The sequence below is a fragment of the Polyangium sorediatum genome (assembly GCF_029946465.1).
GTDB classification, from domain to species: Bacteria; Myxococcota_A; Polyangia; order Polyangiales; family Polyangiaceae; genus Polyangium; species Polyangium fumosum.
This window is the reverse complement of sequence record NZ_JARZHI010000012.1, coordinates 205,662-223,453: the sequence shown is the minus strand read 5'-3', so window position 1 is coordinate 223,453 and position 17,792 is coordinate 205,662. Positions and strand designations below refer to the sequence as shown.

General features: G+C 69.0%; 6 protein-coding genes. 3 read left to right on the top strand and 3 right to left on the bottom strand.

Features of this window, described 5'->3' with window-relative positions:
* Positions 1 to 138: 138 nt before the first annotated feature.
* From QHF89_RS16965 to QHF89_RS16955, 3 genes are all read right to left on the bottom strand, one after another.
* Positions 139 to 4,845 carry an nSTAND1 domain-containing NTPase gene (locus QHF89_RS16965; protein ID WP_136973000.1) on the bottom strand — a complete coding sequence of 1,569 codons (4,707 nt, stop codon included), beginning with the start codon at positions 4,843 to 4,845 and terminating at the stop codon, positions 139 to 141.
* A 237-nt stretch (positions 4,846 to 5,082) separates the two neighbouring features.
* A complete protein-coding gene (locus tag QHF89_RS16960) occupies positions 5,083 to 5,946 on the bottom strand; it encodes a hypothetical protein (protein ID WP_136972999.1) in 864 nt (287 codons plus the stop codon).
* A gap of 592 nt (positions 5,947 to 6,538) precedes the next feature.
* Positions 6,539 to 7,615, bottom strand: coding sequence for a hypothetical protein (locus QHF89_RS16955; RefSeq protein ID WP_136972998.1), 1,077 nt, complete (start codon positions 7,613 to 7,615; stop codon positions 6,539 to 6,541).
* Positions 7,616 to 8,559: 944 nt separating this feature from the next.
* On the opposite strand from QHF89_RS16955, the gene QHF89_RS16950 reads away from it, so the two are divergent.
* The 3 genes from QHF89_RS16950 to QHF89_RS16940 all read left to right on the top strand — a co-directional run bounded on the left by QHF89_RS16950 (position 8,560) and on the right by QHF89_RS16940 (position 17,713).
* Positions 8,560 to 9,795: a tetratricopeptide repeat protein gene (locus tag QHF89_RS16950; RefSeq protein WP_284720587.1), complete on the top strand. Its 1,236-nt coding sequence runs from the start codon at positions 8,560 to 8,562 to the stop codon at positions 9,793 to 9,795.
* Positions 9,796 to 9,961: 166 nt separating this feature from the next.
* Entirely contained in the window at positions 9,962 to 15,874 is a 5,913-nt protein-coding gene (locus QHF89_RS16945; protein WP_136972996.1) for an AAA family ATPase, read from the top strand.
* 51 nt (positions 15,875 to 15,925) lie between these two features.
* Entirely contained in the window at positions 15,926 to 17,713 is a 1,788-nt protein-coding gene (locus QHF89_RS16940; protein ID WP_136972995.1) for a response regulator, read from the top strand.
* Positions 17,714 to 17,792: the final 79 nt, after the last annotated feature.

Genomic DNA, 17,792 nt, shown 5'->3' with positions numbered 1-17,792 from the left:
TGACCACCGAGCTCGCCTCGGGGGGTGAATCGACCGGGCTTTGCCCGGGCGAGAGGGGGACGCGAGGCGTCCCCCTCGGGACGGAAGAAGACGAGAACATCGAGCGGTTCTTGAACCGCTCGATGTTCTCGTCGCGCGTTATTGCTTGTCCGGAAGGCCTCTGGCGCGCGCCGCTGCGACGCGCGCCACGCAGCTCTCCCGATGGGCGCGCGCCATGGCCTCGGAGATGCGCAGGATCTCCATCCTGCGCTCCACGGGCATGCAATCCTCGGTCGCCGTCCATAGCTCCGGATCCTCGACGCTGCGGATCGGATCGAGATCGCTCCATACCCACACGGCCCTGTCGTCGGAGGCGCAGGCGATGTGCTTGCCGTCAGGGCTATAGGTTGCCCATTTGACGGCGAGCTCCGGGCCGCGCAGGACGAGGGGCTCGCCCGTGCCGTCGGCGTTCCACACGCGCACGGTCCTGTCGTCGGAGGCGCTGACGATATGGGTGCCGTCGGGGCTGTAGGCGGCCGCATTGACGACGCCGAGATGACCGCGCAGGACGAGGGGCTCGCCCGTGCCATCGGCATTCCAGACACGCACGGTCTTGTCCCAGGAAGCGCTGACGATGTGCTTGCCATCGGGGCTCCACAGCGCCGTGCTCACCCGATCCTGGTGGCCGCGCAGGACGAGGGGCTCGCCCGTGCCGTCGGCGCTCCACAAACGCACCGTCGTGTCCATGGACGCGCTGGCCATACGACGCCCGTCGGGGCTGTACGAGACCCCCATGACGGGCTGCGCGTGGCCGCGCAAGATCAGGGGCTGGCCCCCTCCGTTGGCGTCGTGCACCTGCACGGTCCTGTCGTAGGACGCCGTGACGATGCGCTGCCCATCCGGGCTGAAGGCCGCCGACGTGACCGGCGCCTCGTGACCGGCGAGAACGAGGGGGGGCGCGGCGCCATCCACGGGAAAGATCCGTGCGGCATTGTCGTAGGATGCGGTGACGACGTGCCGGCCGTCGGGGCTATACGCCGCCGAGAAGACGATGTCCTTGTGGCCGCGCAGGACGACGGGCTCGCCCCCGCCGTCGGCTCTGCGCACCTGGGCGGTGAAATCGTGGGACGCCGTGACGATGTTCCGGCCGTCGGGGCTATAGGCCACGCTGGCAATGCCATGCAGGTGGCCCCGCAGGATCAGGGGCGAACGAATGCTCTGCAGAGCCCATACGCGCGCGGTTCTGTCCAGGGAGGCGGTGACGAGGCGCTCGCCGTCAGGGCTATACCTCGCGGCGGCGACGAGATCCTGGTGGCCGCGGAGCACGAGGGGCTGGCCCGCGCCGCTCACGTCCCACACCCGCGCGGTCTTGTCCCAGGACGCCGTGGCGACGTGCCGGCCGTCCGGGCTCCAGGCGGCCGAGAAGACGACATCCTCGTGACCGCGCAGGACCACGGGCTTGCCTTTGCCGTCGGCGCTCCACACCTGCGCAGTCTTGTCCTGGGAGGCGGTGACGATACGCTGGCCGTCGGGGCTGAACGAAGCCGAATAGACGACGTCGTCGTGCTGCAGGGGGATGGGCTGGCCCGTGCCGTCGGCGTTCCAGACCCGCGCGGTGAAGTCTCCCGAGGCGGTGACGATGCGCTGACCGTCGGGCCTCCACGCCGCCGACCAGACCCAGCCCGGGCCTGCGCGCAGGACGACCGGCTCGCCCGCGCCGTCGGCGCTCCAGATGCGCGCCGTCCCGTCCCAGGACGCGGTGACGACGCGCTGGCCGTCAGGGCTGAAGGCCGCCGAGAAGACGACATCGTCGTGGCCGCGCAGGACGATGGGCTGGCCCGTGCCGTCGGCGTTCCAGATGCGCGCGGTCCTGTCCCAGGACGCGGTGACGATGCGCTGCCCATCCGGGCTGAAAGCAGCCCCGGCAACCCTGTCCTCGTGCCCGCGCAGGACGACAGGCGCGCCCGCGCCGTCGGCGCTCCAGACCCTCGCCGTGGTGTCCACACAGGCGGTGACGATGCGCTGGCCATCCGGGCTGAAGGCCGCGCGCGTGATGCCCGCCGGTTCGTGGAGCACCACGTGGGCGACGCCGCTCTCCAGCGCGAAACGCGCGAGCTCGGACCATCCGCGCGGCACCTCGGGCGGCTCGAGCTCGCGTACCAGCGCGAGCACGGTCGTCGGGTCGCCCTGCAGCTCCCGCGCCGTGGCCATGCGGGTGGCGTTGCGGGCCTGGACGGCCTCGGCCTGCACGAGCGCGGCCTGGTGATCGGCGCGCGCGGCCTCCATCCGCGCGTGGGCCGCCTCCTGCGCCGCGCGGATGGCCAGGGAGGAGACCACGAGCGCCACGGCGACGAGCGTGGCGAGGACACCCAGGGTCGCCTGTCTTCGTCTTCGCTGCGCGCGCTCGAGGAGCGCCACCACGGCCAACAGATAGCGCTCCTCGCGCCCGCCCAGGCCGAGGGGCGCGCCTTCGCCTCGCTCGGCGCGGCGATGGGAGAGCCACGTCCGGGCTTCGCGGGCCGCGCGGTCGCGCCACAACAAGCCATCGGCCTGCTCCCGGGCCTCCCACTGCTGCGCCGCCGCGCGCAGCTCGGCGAGGAACTGCGCGTCCTGCGCGCTCTCGTCGATCCACTGCCCGAGCTTCGGCCACCTCTCGATCAGGGCCTCGTGGCACAGCTCCACGGTCGTCCCAGCGTGCTCGCCGCCGGCCTCCACGAGCAGCAGGCGCGCGCTGGCCAGGTGCTGGATCACGTGCTCGAGGGTCATGCGTTCGGCCGCGTCCCCCTCGGCGAGCTTGGCGAGCTCGGACAGGCTCACCACCGCGCGCGTGCGCTCGGGCGTGACCAGGCGCAGGAACACCGCACGGGTGAGGCGCTGCTCGCGCGGGGAGAGCGTGGCGAGGACCGCGTCGGCGTGGGCCGACAGCGCCCCGGCGATACCGCCGAGCCCTTCGTAGCTCTCCCGCGTCAGGAGCTGGCGCTGGCGATCCCTTGCATCCCATAACTTCCCGGCCATGAACTGCAGGAGCGGCAGGGGGCTGCGTGTACGCTCCAGCGAGGCGAGCATGGCCGCGATCATGTCCTCGTCCTCGAAGCGATGGCCTGCGGCCTCGACCGGCCGGACCAGGGCCTCGCGCAGGCCGTTACGCCCGATCGGCGGCAAGAACAGAAGGGCGCGGCTCACCTCGGTGGAGTAGCGGCGATCCTCGGCCGTGCGATCCAGGAAATCGGAGCGGATGGCCAGCACCACGCGGAGCGGAGAGGACGCGTCGTCGGCGACGCCTTCGATGCAAGCGACGAACGCGGCGCGCTCCTCCGGGGGCGCGCCGAGCGTGTACAGCTCCTCGAACTGGTCCACGAAGAGCAGGATCCAGTGCCGTGTCCCCGAGGCCCGGCAGCGCGCGCGCAGCCGCGCGCCAAGCAGGCCGGGCTCGACGTGCAGGGCGGCCACCAGCTCGTTCGGGCTCTCGTCGGACATCTGGGCGAGGAGGTGGGCGAGCGCCTCCAGCGGTCTCGGTCCGGGACGCACGACAAAAGCCTCCCGGCTGTCGCCGAGTCGCTTCACCGCGGGTATCACGCCCGCACGCACGAACGACGATTTCCCGGCGCCCGAGGGGCCGGCCACCACCACCATCTGCTGGTTGCGCAGCCGCCGGCGCACCACGGCGATGTCGCGGTCGCGGCCGAAGAAGCGCCCCGCGTCCGCCTCCTGAAAGGCCGCGAGCCCGGTGAAAGGGCTCTCGTCCCCGATGAGCGCGAGCGCCTTGCCGTCGCCGGCGATTCCCTCGAGCTCGGCCAGGAGTTGCTCGGCCGAGCCGATGCGCTCCTCCCTGCGCTTCTTCAGGCAGCGCTCGATGAGGTCCCCGAGCGCGCGTGCCGCCGGGCGATCGTCATCGACACGGGGCATCGGGGCCTCGAGGTCCATGACGCGCCGGAGCCACCCCAGCGCGAAGGGGGCGAGCGGGTGGGCACCGGTGACGAGCTCGTACAGCATGATGCCCACCGCCCAGAGGTCGCTGCGGGGATCGATGTCCTCGGCCCGGAGCTGCTCGGGCGACATGTACGGCAACGTGCCGGCGAGTGCTCCATCGCCGTGCGGCGCGCGCCCCCCTGCGAAAAGATCGCCCGCGAGCATGGAGATCTCCTCGGCCCCGTGCTGCTTGGCGATGCCGAAGTCGAGCACCTTGATGGGCCCCGCGTCGGCCAGAACGATGTTTTCGGGCTTGAGATCACGGTGCACGATGCCGAGCCGGTGCGCGCAGACCAAGGCGCGAACCACCGGGATCAGGAGCTCGGCCGCGACGAGCGGCGACGTCCGCGCGCGCGCCACCTCGAGAGGGCTCCCGGGTGCGCTCTGGGGCTTCTGCTGCAGCTCGAGGTGGTCGCGCAGTGTGCGACCCTCGACGTACTCGAGCACCATGTACGGGTAGCCGAAGGCCTCATCGACCTCGTGGATGACCACGATGTTCTCGTGCCTGCAGCGGGCCGTAGCCTGCGCCTCGGCGAGGAGGCGCTGGGCGCGGTGCCCGCCGTAAGCGAGAAGGAGCTTGATGGCCACCAGGCGCCCGAGCTTGGTGTCGCGGGCCAGGAACACGGTCCCCATGCCGCCCTGGCCGAGCTTTCGTAGGAGCTCATAATGTTTGATCGTGGAGCCGACCTGGGGCGGCGCGCGATCCAGAGGCGAGGAGGAGGACCGGAGACCCGAAGACGGAGCTCGCGGCTCGACCGTGGTCGTGCCGCTCGTGCTCGGTCGCCCTTCGGCCGTCGTGGTCGCCCGCGCATCGACGTCGGCGGTCAGGGTGAGCCCATCCCCACGCGCGGCGCTCTCGAGTTGCTCGGGCGCCGGGTGGCGCTCATCGTCTTGCATCGTCGTTTTGCATCGTCGGGCGGAGCCCCCCAAACGGCGCCATTGTCCACGCGCTGCCGGAATCCTTCAACGCGCTCGTCGGAGGAACGGAACGATGCCCGAGCTTCCGGCGCGACAACCCCCCACGTAGAGCACCCAGCGCTCCATTTTGGAGCACCTCGCGGGTCCCCGCCGCGGCAGTATCCCCAGCTCCAGCGATGACACCATCGCCCGTGGGTCTCCGCGCGGAGGGGCTCGTTATGGCCGCTCGAACACGGCGACCGCGCTCGGGTAGTCGACAGTCACCCGGAAGTCGTGAAGCGCGGACCCGCCCAGCGCGCCGTCCACCCGTTTATCCATCCATTGCGACATCCACGCGTGGAAGTTCTTGTCCTGCCGCCGGACGAACCAGACCGGCCCAACCTCGTACCCCGCGACCGTGATTCGCGGCACCTCGATCATCGGCTCCCCGCGGGCGCAAAGGTCGGCGCCCTCGAGCACACGCCACGCCGGGTGATCCTGGCGCCACCGGTCGAAGGTGGACCGCACGATGAAGCTCGTGGCGCGCACCAGAGGCCCACCGTCCGCGAGCGCGGCTGCCGCCTCATCCGTGAGGTTCACGGTCGCGCCCGTGTCGAAAAGGAGATCCACGGTCTGGCCGTCGATCTGCGCCTGGATGCGCGGGAAGTTGGTCGCCCGCGCGCCCGCTTCGTTCATGGGAAAGCCAAACGAGACCCGGTGCGACGCATCGTGCGCCGGCAGATCACCCGGGGCGCGGAGGAGGAGCCGGCGGCCCGGGTAATCAAAGGTCCACGTGCGGCCCTGAAACCAGGCCTGGCCGAGCATGCCGTCGCGGATCTCGCGTGGACAAGCATCCTTGTCCTGCGAGGCCACGCCGAGGTGCCCTTCGAGTACGGTCACCGGGGGAATCGAAGCCTCTGGCTTGAAGGGCGGGAGCCGTACGCCCTCGGCCTGTCCCTCGTCGCTCGCGACCTGCTCGGTCGGGAGGCCGAGCCGCTCGACGGCGCTGCGGGTGAGGAAGAGTCCGCCGCCGGTATCGGTGAAAAGAAGCAGCCGGGCGCCGCTCGGGGTGATGGGCTCCACGAAGAATCGGTCGGCCACGAAGCGCGTGGGAAGCGGGAACGGTCTGCCGGGCAAAGGAAGCGAAGGGGGAGACGGAGGGGCGCTGGGCGGGGGAGGCGCGGGGGCGGCCGGGGCGCAGGCGGTCGCGCAGGAGAGGAGCAGCCACGAAGCAAGGCGGAGATGCACACGGGAGAGACTAGCGTTCTTCTGCCGTGGGGCGAAGGGGGTGGGAACGGGAGCGGGATAGGTGCCGGTCCTTCTGACCCGGGGTCGCCAACCCCATGGATCTTGGCTGGATTTCCACCGGTCGGGGATCCCCCTGTCGCGCCCGTGGTGCCCTTTCCGCACCCCTTTCCCCCGTCGCCGCTTCGAGCTCGGGGATCGACGGGTCGAGCGGCCGACACTCCCCGAGGCCCAGCTCAGCGAGAGGGAGATCCATGCTGGCTGCCTGGCGTAAACCGATAGAGTGCTATTCGACCGCGCGGGCCCTCCGCACGGCGACGGGATGGCCACTCGATCGCGCGGATCCGCTCGACGCCCAGGCCGTCACCAGCGTGGGCGCTCTCGACGAAATCGGACCATGTGAAACCGCGGCGGGCGGCGGTTTCATCGCGCATCTCGCCAGAAGACGTCAGGGGGAGGAGATGGAGACGCTATTGTAATAGTTCCAATAATGCACGCACAGCACTCCCTTGAAGCTGAGCGTCAGGTTCTCGTCGCGCCGGTAGTACCCGTTGTTGGGGTCCAGAATGGTGCCCGCGAGCGGCTGGGTATACCAACGCGTGGCGGTGGTATTGACCGTGACGTCCACCGTGCCGCTCGTGGCGTACCACCGGATGACATACGTATGATTCGGCGGAACTTCGTAATCAATGCTGGTGGTGAGCACTTTTTCCACCTCTATGCTGTCTGTGCTGCTCTCGGAGTGCTCGTAGTTGTAGGAAGCCCCAACGGTCAGATTCCCCGCGTTGTCATTGCTGCCCAGCCTGCTCCAGGTATAGCTGCCTTCAACGGCGCCGCCGGTGCTGTGTATATCGGTGACCGTGATCTCCGCGGTCTCTGTGACGCTCACCGTCACGCCGGTACCCGGTTTCATCGGTCTGGGCCCGTCGTTCGTGCCCTCCAGGTTGTAGACCACAGCTTCCGACTGGTTCGTCGGAACATAATTTTCGATGACCACTTGCTTGATTTCTTCCTCCACTGGCCTGAGGCGGAAGATCTTGAACGAACTGGCGCTGTCGTTGAACCCCACGTCCGCCAGGTTCGCCTCCTGCCCCGCGCCACGCGCGATGTTCGCGTAGCTCTTTCCGCTCCCGTCGCTGTTCGCGTAGAGTTCCATGCTGAAAGTGTCGAGCATGTCCTGCCACTTGATCGAGCTGAGCTTGTCTTCGATATGCCAGCCGTCCATGTTGTGGGGCGTATCCGTGTCGAGCTCCCACTCCGACATGAAAAGTGTCGTGCAGTTGCCTTTGAAGTCTCCCTCCTCGTAGAGGCACACATACCCCATGTCGAGGTCGACGTTCCGCTGCAGGAACGCGGAGGCACAGTCGTTCAGGTTGCACGATTTCAGATTGATCGCATGCTCCTCCCCGTCGCCGGTGCCGATGAGGTCACAGACCCTGCCAGCCCCCTTGAGGTTGGGCCAATCCAGCGTCGTGTGGTTGTCGAACAGCGTGACGACGCGGCCCTTGGGGAGGTTGTAGCGCACGTATGTGGCTTCATCCTTCGACCCTTTGAGGGCGTGGACATCACTTCATGTGTATTGGGTCAAGTCGATCGTTTCGAGTACGATGTTCGTGTTGTCGTCTTTGTAAAGGATGATGGTGTTGTTCGGTACCGGGGTTGCCACGGATTGCGCTCCTTTAGGTTGTTTGCAGTCAGAGACGCCTGACAAGGACGCGGCATCGTGTGGGATCCAGGACAAAGAAACCAGGATTTCCGCCTTCGCTGGAGCGTCGCACGCTTCCCACGTGGTGATCGACCGTGTCCTTTCATACCACGGATACCTGCATTCCGTTGTAAAGCTAACCATCCTCCGTCTTAGGCGTAATGCTCTTGACCGTGGGGAAGATACGTGCATCCACATACACCACATGAATTGAGTAGGAAGGCGCGGGTGACGCCGAGTCAGGGGTGCCGGAACCCGTAGCGGGAGCAGGAGGCGCGCGCGAGGGGCGTCGAGGCGCGCGCGAGCGAGGCGGAGGCGCGCGCGCACGACGTGGAGATCGTTCGGGAATGTCAGGAAGGCGCGCGCACGCGACGTGGAGACGTGTGGGCACGAGAGGAAGGCGCGCCCGCGCGCCTTGGAGACGCCTGCACGCGACTTGGAGACGCGCCCGCACGCCTTGGAGACGCCTGCACGCGCCTTGGAGACGCGCCCGCACGCCTTGGAGACGCCTGCACGCGCCTTGGAGACGCCTGCGCGTGACCTTCGGGCCACGCCATGTCGATGTGGAAGCCCACAAAACCGGCGCGGATGCGGTGCACGCATCCGTCCCTCGTCCATCAAGCGTCTTCCCGAACTCCTCGGCCGAGGGAGCGGAAGCGGGAGATGCAAGCGAAGGATCGCTTGCGGCTCCATGGGTGCGAACTTGTAACGCACCTTCCGCACGTGATAGACGTACCTCCGCCAACCCGCCGACGATGGGTGGCATGGAGAGGATCCCTATGCGCGATGAGAGCGTCACGGAACTCGAACAGACACGGCTCACCCTTCGCGCCGCCGGCGATCGCCTTGGCGAGGCCGTCACCCTCAACAAGCTCGGATTCGCCCATAAAGAGATAGGAAACACGAGACAGTCGATCGGTTGTTTCGAACAAGCGCTCGAGATCGTCCGTGAGCTGAAGGAGCGCAACGGGGAAGCGGCGATCCTCGAAAGCCTTGCCGATGCCCATGGCGAGGCGGGGGATCACGCGCGGGCGCTCTCGTTCTTCGAGGAGTCCTCGCGGCTCTTTCGCGTGATCCAGGATCACGAGGGCGCGTTCCGTGTGCTCATCAAATCCGCCTCCCTCGAAGCTTCGGTGGGGAACCAGGCGATGGCGATTTCGCTCTTCGAAAAAGCCTTGCCGCTCGTTCGTGCCGCGGGCCATGATGCCTATGAGGTCTTCATCCTGAGCAACATCGCCGAACTCCTTCGCGCCGCGGGGGACAAGGCGGTCGCTGCTTCGATTTCCGAAGAGGCCCTGCGGGTCGCTCGCCGCGCGGGCGATCGAATGGCGGAATTATCTGTCCTCAACAACCTCGGCATCATCTATCGCGAAGTGGGCGATCTCCCACGCGCGCTTTCGCTCTTCGAGCAGGCGCTGCACCTCCGTCGTGCCCTCGGCGACCGCGCGGGCGAGGCCTCGACGCTCCACAGCACCGCCTTGGCCTACCTGCTGATGAGCGAGCCGGCCCGCGCGCTCGCTTGCTTCGAACAAGCCCTCGCCCTTCACCGCGCCCTGGGCAATCGCGCGGACGAGGCCATCACCCTCATCGACAGGAGCGCCGCTCATCTGGGCTTGGACAATCCGGCGGCAGCCATCGCCGACCTCGAGCAGGCTCTTCCGACCCTTCGCGCCGCGGGGAACACGCCCGCGGAGGTCGGCGCGCTCAAGATGATGGTCACGATCTGCGTAGCCTCCCAGGATCGGAATCGTGCCCTCCCGTGCTTCGAACGATTGTTACAGATCTTTCGTGACGCAGGCGACAGCACCGCAGAGCGCGCGACGCTCGCAGAGATGGCGAACGTGCAGCATACCTTGGGAGATCGAGTGGGCACGACGGTGTCTCATGAACCCACCATGCCGATTCGTCCCTCCCCCGGGGATACCGCCGTTCGATCGGAGCCTCCCTGCCCTTGCGGGAGCGGCGCTCCCTTCCTTCGGTGCCACGGCCTGGACGCATAGGTCACGCCCCGGATCGACCGCCGCGCCTCCTGCAAGACGGGCCGCTTCCGCCCCCGCGGCAGCGAGCGCGCACGCCGGTCCATGGCTCTTCGACGCCGACCCTCACGCGATCGAGCTCATGGACGACAACGCATGACACGCGCCGCGGCGTGGTCGAGAATCACGCATGCCGTACGTCATCGGCGAGATCCTCTACACCGGGACGGACATGCGCATCGCGCGCGCCACCGAGGCCAGGAGCGGCGCGCAGGTGGTCCTCAAGCTCCCCTATGGCGATCTCCCGAGCCAGCGCGCCCTCGAAGAGCTTCGGCACGAATACGCTGTCTTGCGCGCCCTCGAAGTCCCTGGCGTCATCCAGGCGCTCGGCCTCGAAGAGCACGACCGAAAGCCGGTCCTCGTCCTCTCGTCCTGGGGCGACACCTCGCTCGCCCGCGTGCTCGACCAGGGCCCCCTGCCCGTCGGCGTCGCCCTGCGCCTCGCCGCCACGCTCGCGCGCAGCCTGGGCGAGGTCCACCGGCGCGGCATCCTGCACCGCGACATCAAGCCGCACAACATCCTCGTCGACGCCGAGCGCACGCAGACCTGCTTGATCGATTTCGAGCTTTCGACCTGGTGGACGCCCACGCTCGCCGAGCAGACGTCCGTGGAGGCGATCTCAGGGACCCTCGCGTACATGGCGCCCGAGCAAACGGGCCGGATGAACCGCGCGCCGGACGCGCGGGCGGACCTCTACGCGCTCGGCGCCACGCTCTACCAGATGCTGACCGGCGCCCTGCCCTTCGACGCCACCGACCCGCTTTCGCTGATCCACGCGCACATCGCCCGTGCGCCCGTGCCTCCCCACGAGCGCGCGCCCGAGCGAGGCATCCCCGAGGCCGTGAGTGCGATCGTGCTCAAGCTGATGGCCAAGAGCCCCGAGGACCGCTACCAGACCGCCAGCGGCGCCGCCTGGGATCTGGAGCGGGCGGCGCGGGCCTGGGTCGAGACGGGGACGGTGGCGCCGTTTCCGCTGGCGAAACGCGATTGGGACGATCGGGTCCGCGCGCCCTCGCGCCTCTTCGGGCGGGAGCACGAGACTGCCGCGCTTGCGGCGATGTTCGATGAGGCGTGCTCCGGCGCGACCGTGCTCTCGCTCGTGGCGGGGCCCTCGGGCGTGGGCAAGTCGGCGCTGGTGAAGACGCTCCAGGGCGAGGTGCGCGCGCGCCGGGGCATTTTCGCCGCCGGCAAGTTCGACCAGCTTCAGCGCAGCACGCCGTATGCTGCGGTGGCGCAGGCCTTGCGCTCGGTCGTGCGGCGGCGGCTCTCGGATCCGGCCGAGGTGCTGGAGCGCTGGAAGCTCGCCTTTCAGGAAGCCGCGGGCCCGAATGGGCAGATCCTCGTCGAGCTCATGCCCGAGCTCTTGCACATCCTCGGCGAGCCGAAGCCGCTCGTCGAGCTCGGGCCGATGGAGGAAAAGCTCCGCTTCCAAGCGACGGTGCTGCGCTTCGTGCGGACGCTGGCCACCATCGAGCACCCGCTGGTGCTCTTCATCGACGACCTGCAATGGGCGGACGCCGCGTCGCTCTCGCTCCTGGGCGAGCTCTTGAAGGAGCCCGCGGGCCAGCACCTGCTCGTGGTGGGAGCCTACCGGGACGAAGCGGTGGGCCCCGAGCACCCGCTCCATGCCCTGCTCTTGGCGCCCGCGGCCCCGGGCGCCGCCACAGCGCGGATCGTGCTCTCGCCGCTCGGCGAGGAGGCGGTCGCGGCGATGGTGGCGGACATGCTCGATCGACCCCTGCCCGAGGTCGAGGCGCTCGCGCGGCTGATCAAGGAGAAAACCGACGGTAGCCCGTTCTTCGTCGGGCAATTTCTGCAGCTCTTGCACGAGCGGAAGCTGCTCGTGCGCGACGCGGAGACGGGGCGGTGGCAATGGCAACGGGACGCGATCGAGCGGGCGGGCATCACGGACAACGTCGTCTCGCTGCTGACCCGCCGGCTGCAGCGGCTCTCGCCGGAGCTGCAACGCGCGCTCCAGACGGCGGCGTGTGTCGGCGACCGGTTCGACGCAGAGCTGCTCGCGCACCTGCTCGGCCAAGAAGCGGTGACGGTCAGCGCCCTCTTGGCAGAGGCATCACGCGAGGGGCTCGTGGTGCACGAGGCCGATCGGGCGCACGAGGCCTACGCGTTCGTGCACGACCGGGTGCAGCAGGCCGCTTATGAAGCGCTCACGGCCGAGGAGCGGCTCTCGCTGCACCTCTGGATCGGCCGAACGCTGCGGGCGAGGTACGGCGTCACCTGCGCCGACGGGGAGCTCTTCGAGACGCTCTACCACCGCAACCGGGCCGCAGAGCGGCTGACCGAAGCCCAGGAAAAACGCGACCTCGCCGAGCAGAACCTGCGCGCCGGGCAACGCGCCAAGGCCAGCGCGGCCGACGCGCAGGCGGCGGCGTTCCTCGGGACGGCCGCGTCGCTGCTCGGCGAGGCGGGGTGGACCGAGGCCCCGGAGACGACCTTCGAGGTGCACCTGGTCATGGCCGAGGCGCTCTGGCTCGCGGCGCAGGTGGACGAAGCGGAGCGGCTCTTTCTGCGCTGCCTCGAGCGAGCGCAGGACCCCTTCGAGCGCGCGCGCGTGGCCAGCATCTCGATCGTGTTTTTTCATGTCACCGGCCGCTTCGCGCAGGGCATCGAGCTCGGCCTCTCGGCGCTCGCGTGGCTCGGGCGCCCGCTGCCGAGGGCAACGGAGGAGCAACAGGCGCTCTTCGACGCGCTCATCACCGAGATCGAGCCTGCCCTGCAGCGCATGACCGTCGAGGACTGGAAAGCGCTGCCGATGAGCACCGACCGCGCCCACGGGCTGCGGTGCAGGATCCTGGAGGTGCTCGGGCCCTGCGCCGCCTTCTGGATGCCCTCGCTGAGCCGGTGCTGCTGGCCGATGCTCGTACGGGAGACGCTGCGGTACGGGCTGACGAAGAACTCGTTCGCGGGGTGCGTCGTCACGGCCTTGCTCCTGGCCTACCTCCTCGGGAATCTGCCGCTCGGGCGCCGGCTGAACGAGCCCATGCTGGCGCTCATCGACCACCACGACTTCGCGCGCGCCACCGCGCGCTTCAACGCCACGGTGGCCTCCCAGTACTGGACGCCGCCCTCGGAGATGAGGGAGCTTTTCGCGCGCGCGACGCGCGCCGCTGCCGAGGAGCGTGACCTCGTCTCCGAGGCCTTCAGCGAGATCCATGGGGGGATGTTCCAGCTCATCGCTGGAGATGGCCTCGATCGCATCACACACGACCTCGATCGCATGGCCTATCGCGATCCGATGGCCATGGACTTCCGGAACATCCTCGCCCGCTCGGTCGCCGCGCTCTCGCAGGCAAAGGCCGCGCACGCCGTCGAGCAGACGCTCCAGGACATCACGCAGCTCGCGCGGGACACGCCATCGACGGTGTTCAGGGCCACGACGATGGCCATGGCGGGCTTGACCGGGCTCCATCTCGGCGCCGATGCGTGGGCGGTCGAAGCGGTCCTCGCCGTCGAGCCGGACTGGCAAGTGTCGTGGGGCACGCCCATGCTCATCGCCCTCACGCTCACGCTCTGCATCGTCGGCGCGGAGGCCCTGCCCGCCGCCACCACCGAACAGCGCGCGTTGCTGGAGGACCGGCTCGCCTTCCACGGCGCGCGCCTCCGCCTCTGGGCCGAGAGTTGCCCCGAGACCTTCGAGGCCGCCCGCCTGCTCATGGACGCGGGTCACGCCCGCGCCCGGGACGCGCACGACGAGGCCGGACGGCTCTACGACCAGGCCATCGAGCAGGCCCGCCACCACGACCTGATCAACGCCGAGGCGCTCGGCCTGCGCCTCGCCGGCGAGCACCGCCTCGCCCGCGGGCACCACGCCCTGGCGCGCGCCTATCTCACGGCCGCGCACGACGCCTACCTGCGCTGGGGCGCGCGCGCGGCCGCCGCGTGGCTCGCCCAGCGTTACCCGGACAGCATCGCGACGTCGGGCCGCCCGGCGCTTTTCGACGGCGAGCCGCCGGACACCCCATCCCTGCCGAAGAGCACGACCATCACCGCCCGCACGCTCCACGCATCCCTGGACATCGCCTCCGTGCTGCGCGCCACGCAGGCGCTCTCCGGCGACCGCAACCTCGCATCCCTCGTCGGCCGTATGCTCCGCCTGCTCGCCGAGTACTCCGGCGCCGAGCGCGCGGTGCTCGCCCTCGTGCAAGGCGGCGAGCTCGTCCTCGCCGCCGAGCTTTCGGTCAACCCCGAGCACCTGGATCTCTCGCTGAACGAGCCCGTCGCCGGCTCGACGCGGCTGCCGGCGACGCTGGTGCAGTACATCGCGCGCGGCAAGGAGCCGGTCGTGTGTGGGCAAGCGGCCTCCGACAGCCGCTTCGACGAGGACCCCTACCTGCGCGCCCACCGGCCCGGCTCCGTGCTGGCCGTGCCGCTCGTGCACCAGGGGCGCCTCTCCGGGGTGATGTACCTGGAGCACCCGCACGTGCAGGACGCCTTCCCCGAAGCGCGCGTCGAGCTGGTCACGCTCCTCGGCGCGCTGGCCGCGACGGCGGTGGAGAACGCCAGGTTCTCCACCGAGCTGTCCGCCTACAGCGAGCGGCTCGCGCGCGAGGTCGCAGAGCGCACCGCCGAGCTCGTGGCCGCCAAGGAGGCGGCCGACAATGCGAACCGCGCGAAGAGCGACTTCCTCTCCAGCATGAGCCACGAGCTGCGCACGCCGCTGAACAGCATCCTCGGGTATGCCCAGGTCCTCGGCAAGCTCTCCGACCTGCCCCCGAAGGCCGCCGAATCGGCGCGCATCATTCACACCGCCGGCACGCACCTCTTGAGCCTCATCAATGACGTGCTCGATCTGGCCAAAATCGAGGCCGGCAAGCTTACCTTCCACCTGACCGCCGTCGACCTCGACACGCTCCTCCGGACCGTCGCCAACCTCTGCTCGGTGCGCGCCGAGCAAAAGGGCCTCTCCTTCGTGTACGAATATGTCGGCCCCAAGCAACTGGGGGTACGCGCCGACGAGAAACGCCTCATGCAGGTGCTGCTCAACCTGCTGGGCAATGCCCTCAAGTTCACGACACACGGCGGGGTGACCTTGCGCGTCGAGGTGCTGGAGCCGCCCGAGGGCCCTCGGCGCGTCGTTCGCTTCCAGGTCGAGGACACGGGCCCCGGCATCACCCCCGAGGACCTGACGCGTATCTTCGAGGCCTTCGAGCAGGTCGGTGATCCGAAACGGCATACCGAAGGCACGGGGCTCGGGCTCGCCATTACCCGGGAGCTCGTCGAGCGCATGGGAGGCCGCATCGAGGTCCAGAGCCAGGTCGGCCAAGGCACCGTGTTCACGGTGACGCTCCGTTTGGTCGAGGCGACCTCCGTCCAAGGGAGCGCAGGGCTCTCGTGGGAGACCATCCTCGGGTACGAGGGCAAACGCCGCTCGATCCTCGTGGTCGACGACAACGCCGACAACCGCGCGCTCTTGCGCGACCTGCTCCAGCCGATTGGCTTCGAATGGCTGGAGGCCGAGAGCGGCGAGCGCGCGCTCGCGCTGACCCGCGAGCGGACGCCGGACGTCATCGTCATGGATCTGTCCATGCCGAACATGGATGGATACGAGGCGACCCGGCGCTTGCGGCAGAGGCCCGAGCTTGCCCGGACCGCGATCCTCGCATCGTCCGCCAGTACGTCGGAGGCGGAGCGGCGCACGAGCCTCCGCGCGGGATGCGACGACTTTTTGCCCAAACCCGTGCAGGCCGGCGCGCTCTTGGAGCTGCTCCGCGCGACGCTTCAGCTCGCATGGGTGCGCCGCGCGGAGCCGGGCGTGGCCGCGCCTCCATCCCCCAGAAACGATGCGGAGATCCACGCGCTCACGGCGCCGCCGGCCGAGGAGCTCGGGCGGCTTCTCGATCTGGCAGAGCGAGGGCTCGTCAGCCGGGTCCTCGGCGAGCTCGACCGGCTCGAAACGAGCGACGCCCGGCTCGGCCCGTGGATCGGCGAAATCCGCGTGGTGGCGAAAAACTTCCAGACCAAGCGGCTCCGCTCCCTGCTCCGTGCTCAGCTCGATACGACGCCACAGCGCGTGCGTGCATGATAGGATCCTCCGAACACGGATTCGCCACCGACGTGAGGGCGGGGAGAACCGATGAGCCGAACAGCGCCTGATGCGGTGTCGTACACCATCCTGATCGTCGATGATCTGCCCGCCAGCCTGGCCATGGCGATCGCGCATCTGGAAGAGCGCGGCTATCTGGTGGCGATCGCGCAGGACGGGGAAGACGCGCTCGATCTGGCCGAGCGCCTTTCGCCGGATCTGATCCTCCTCGATGTCTTGATGCCGGGCATGGATGGCCTCGCGACGTGCCGGCGCCTGAAAGCGTCCGAAAAAACCAGAGGGATCCCGGTGATTTTCATGACCGCCCTCGGCGAGACGTCCCATAAGGTCGCCGGGTTCGAAGCGGGCGGCGTCGATTACGTCGTCAAGCCGCTCGAGATCACCGAGGTCATCGCGCGCATCGAGACCCACGTGGCCTTGCATGCGATGCGCGCGCAGCTCGAAGCGCAAAACGCAGAGCTCCGGCGGGAGGTCGCCACGCGCGAGGACCTCACGGCCGAGCTACGACGCGCCCACGACAAGCTGGAGAAACGGGTCCAGGAGCGAACGGTCGAGCTCGCCGCGGCCAATGACGTCCTGAAACAAGAAATCGCCGATCGCAAGCGCGTCGAGGAAGAGCGGGAGACGCTCCTTCTGAGCGAGCAGGCGGCGCGCGCCAAGGCCGAGGCCGCCGACCGCTTGAAGGACGAGTTCCTCTCCACGCTCAGCCACGAGCTACGGACCCCCTTGACCGCCATCCTCGGCTGGGCGCAGATGCTCCTCCGCGCGGACCCCTTGGACGCGGCCAAGGTGCAGCGCGGCCTCGAGGTCATCGAGCGCAATGGCATGGCCGAGCTGCGGCTCGTCGAGGCGCTCCTCGACGTCTCCGCCATCCTCCGCGGCAAGGTGGACCTGAAGCTCGGGCCGGTCCAGATCGCCCAGCTCATCCAGGCGGTCGTCGACTCCGCCATCCCGAGCGCGGAGGCGAAATGCATCTGCCTCTCGCAGTCGCTCGGCGCGGCGACCCACACGGTGTGGGGCGATCATGGCAGGTTGGAGCAGGTCGTCCGGAACCTCTTGAGCAACGCCATCAAATTCACGCCGCCCGGCGGGTGCGTGGCGGTGTCGCTTCGCGAGGTGGGGGCGATGGCGCGGCTCCGCATCAGCGATACGGGCGAGGGCATCTGCGCCAACGTCCTTCCTTATGTCTTTGATCCATTTCGCCAGGCCGACAGCTCGTCCACGCGTCGGCACGGCGGACTCGGCCTGGGCTTGGCGATCGTGCGGGACCTCGTGAGAATGCACGGCGGCACGGTGCATGGGGAGAGCGCCGGGGAGGGACATGGCGCGGAGTTCACCGTGGATTTGCCTCTGATGCTGGGGGGCGAGGAGACCGCTGGTTTGCCAAAGGCCGGCGCGGAGGAGCGCGGCAGAGGGCCCTTCCCTTCCCTCCTGGCGGGGCTCCGCGTGCTCGTGGTGGACGATGAATCCGACATGCGGGAGCTGATGAAGTGCATCCTGGGGGAGGCCGGGGCGGAGGTCCGCGTGGCGACGGTCGCGCGGGAAGGTTTTGAAATCTTCGAGCGGTGGCGCCCGGACGTGCTCGTGAGTGATATCGGGCTGCCGGGTGAGGATGGGTATGCGCTGATTCGAAAGATTCGGGAGCTGCCCGTCGATCAGGGAGGGCGAACGCCCGCGGCCGCGCTGACGGCCTATGCCGATCAACACACGCGCGAGCGGACGTTGTCGGCGGGATACCAGGTGCACATCGCGAAGCCCGTCCATCCCACGTCGTTCAAGGAAATGGTCGCCAGGCTGGGGCAACCTCGACGGGTGTGAGGCGTGACGATCGCCGATGGTCAGGTGAAACGGGGCCCCCGGGCGGGCCGGGGGCCCCTACGCGACCGGACGGTGCGGA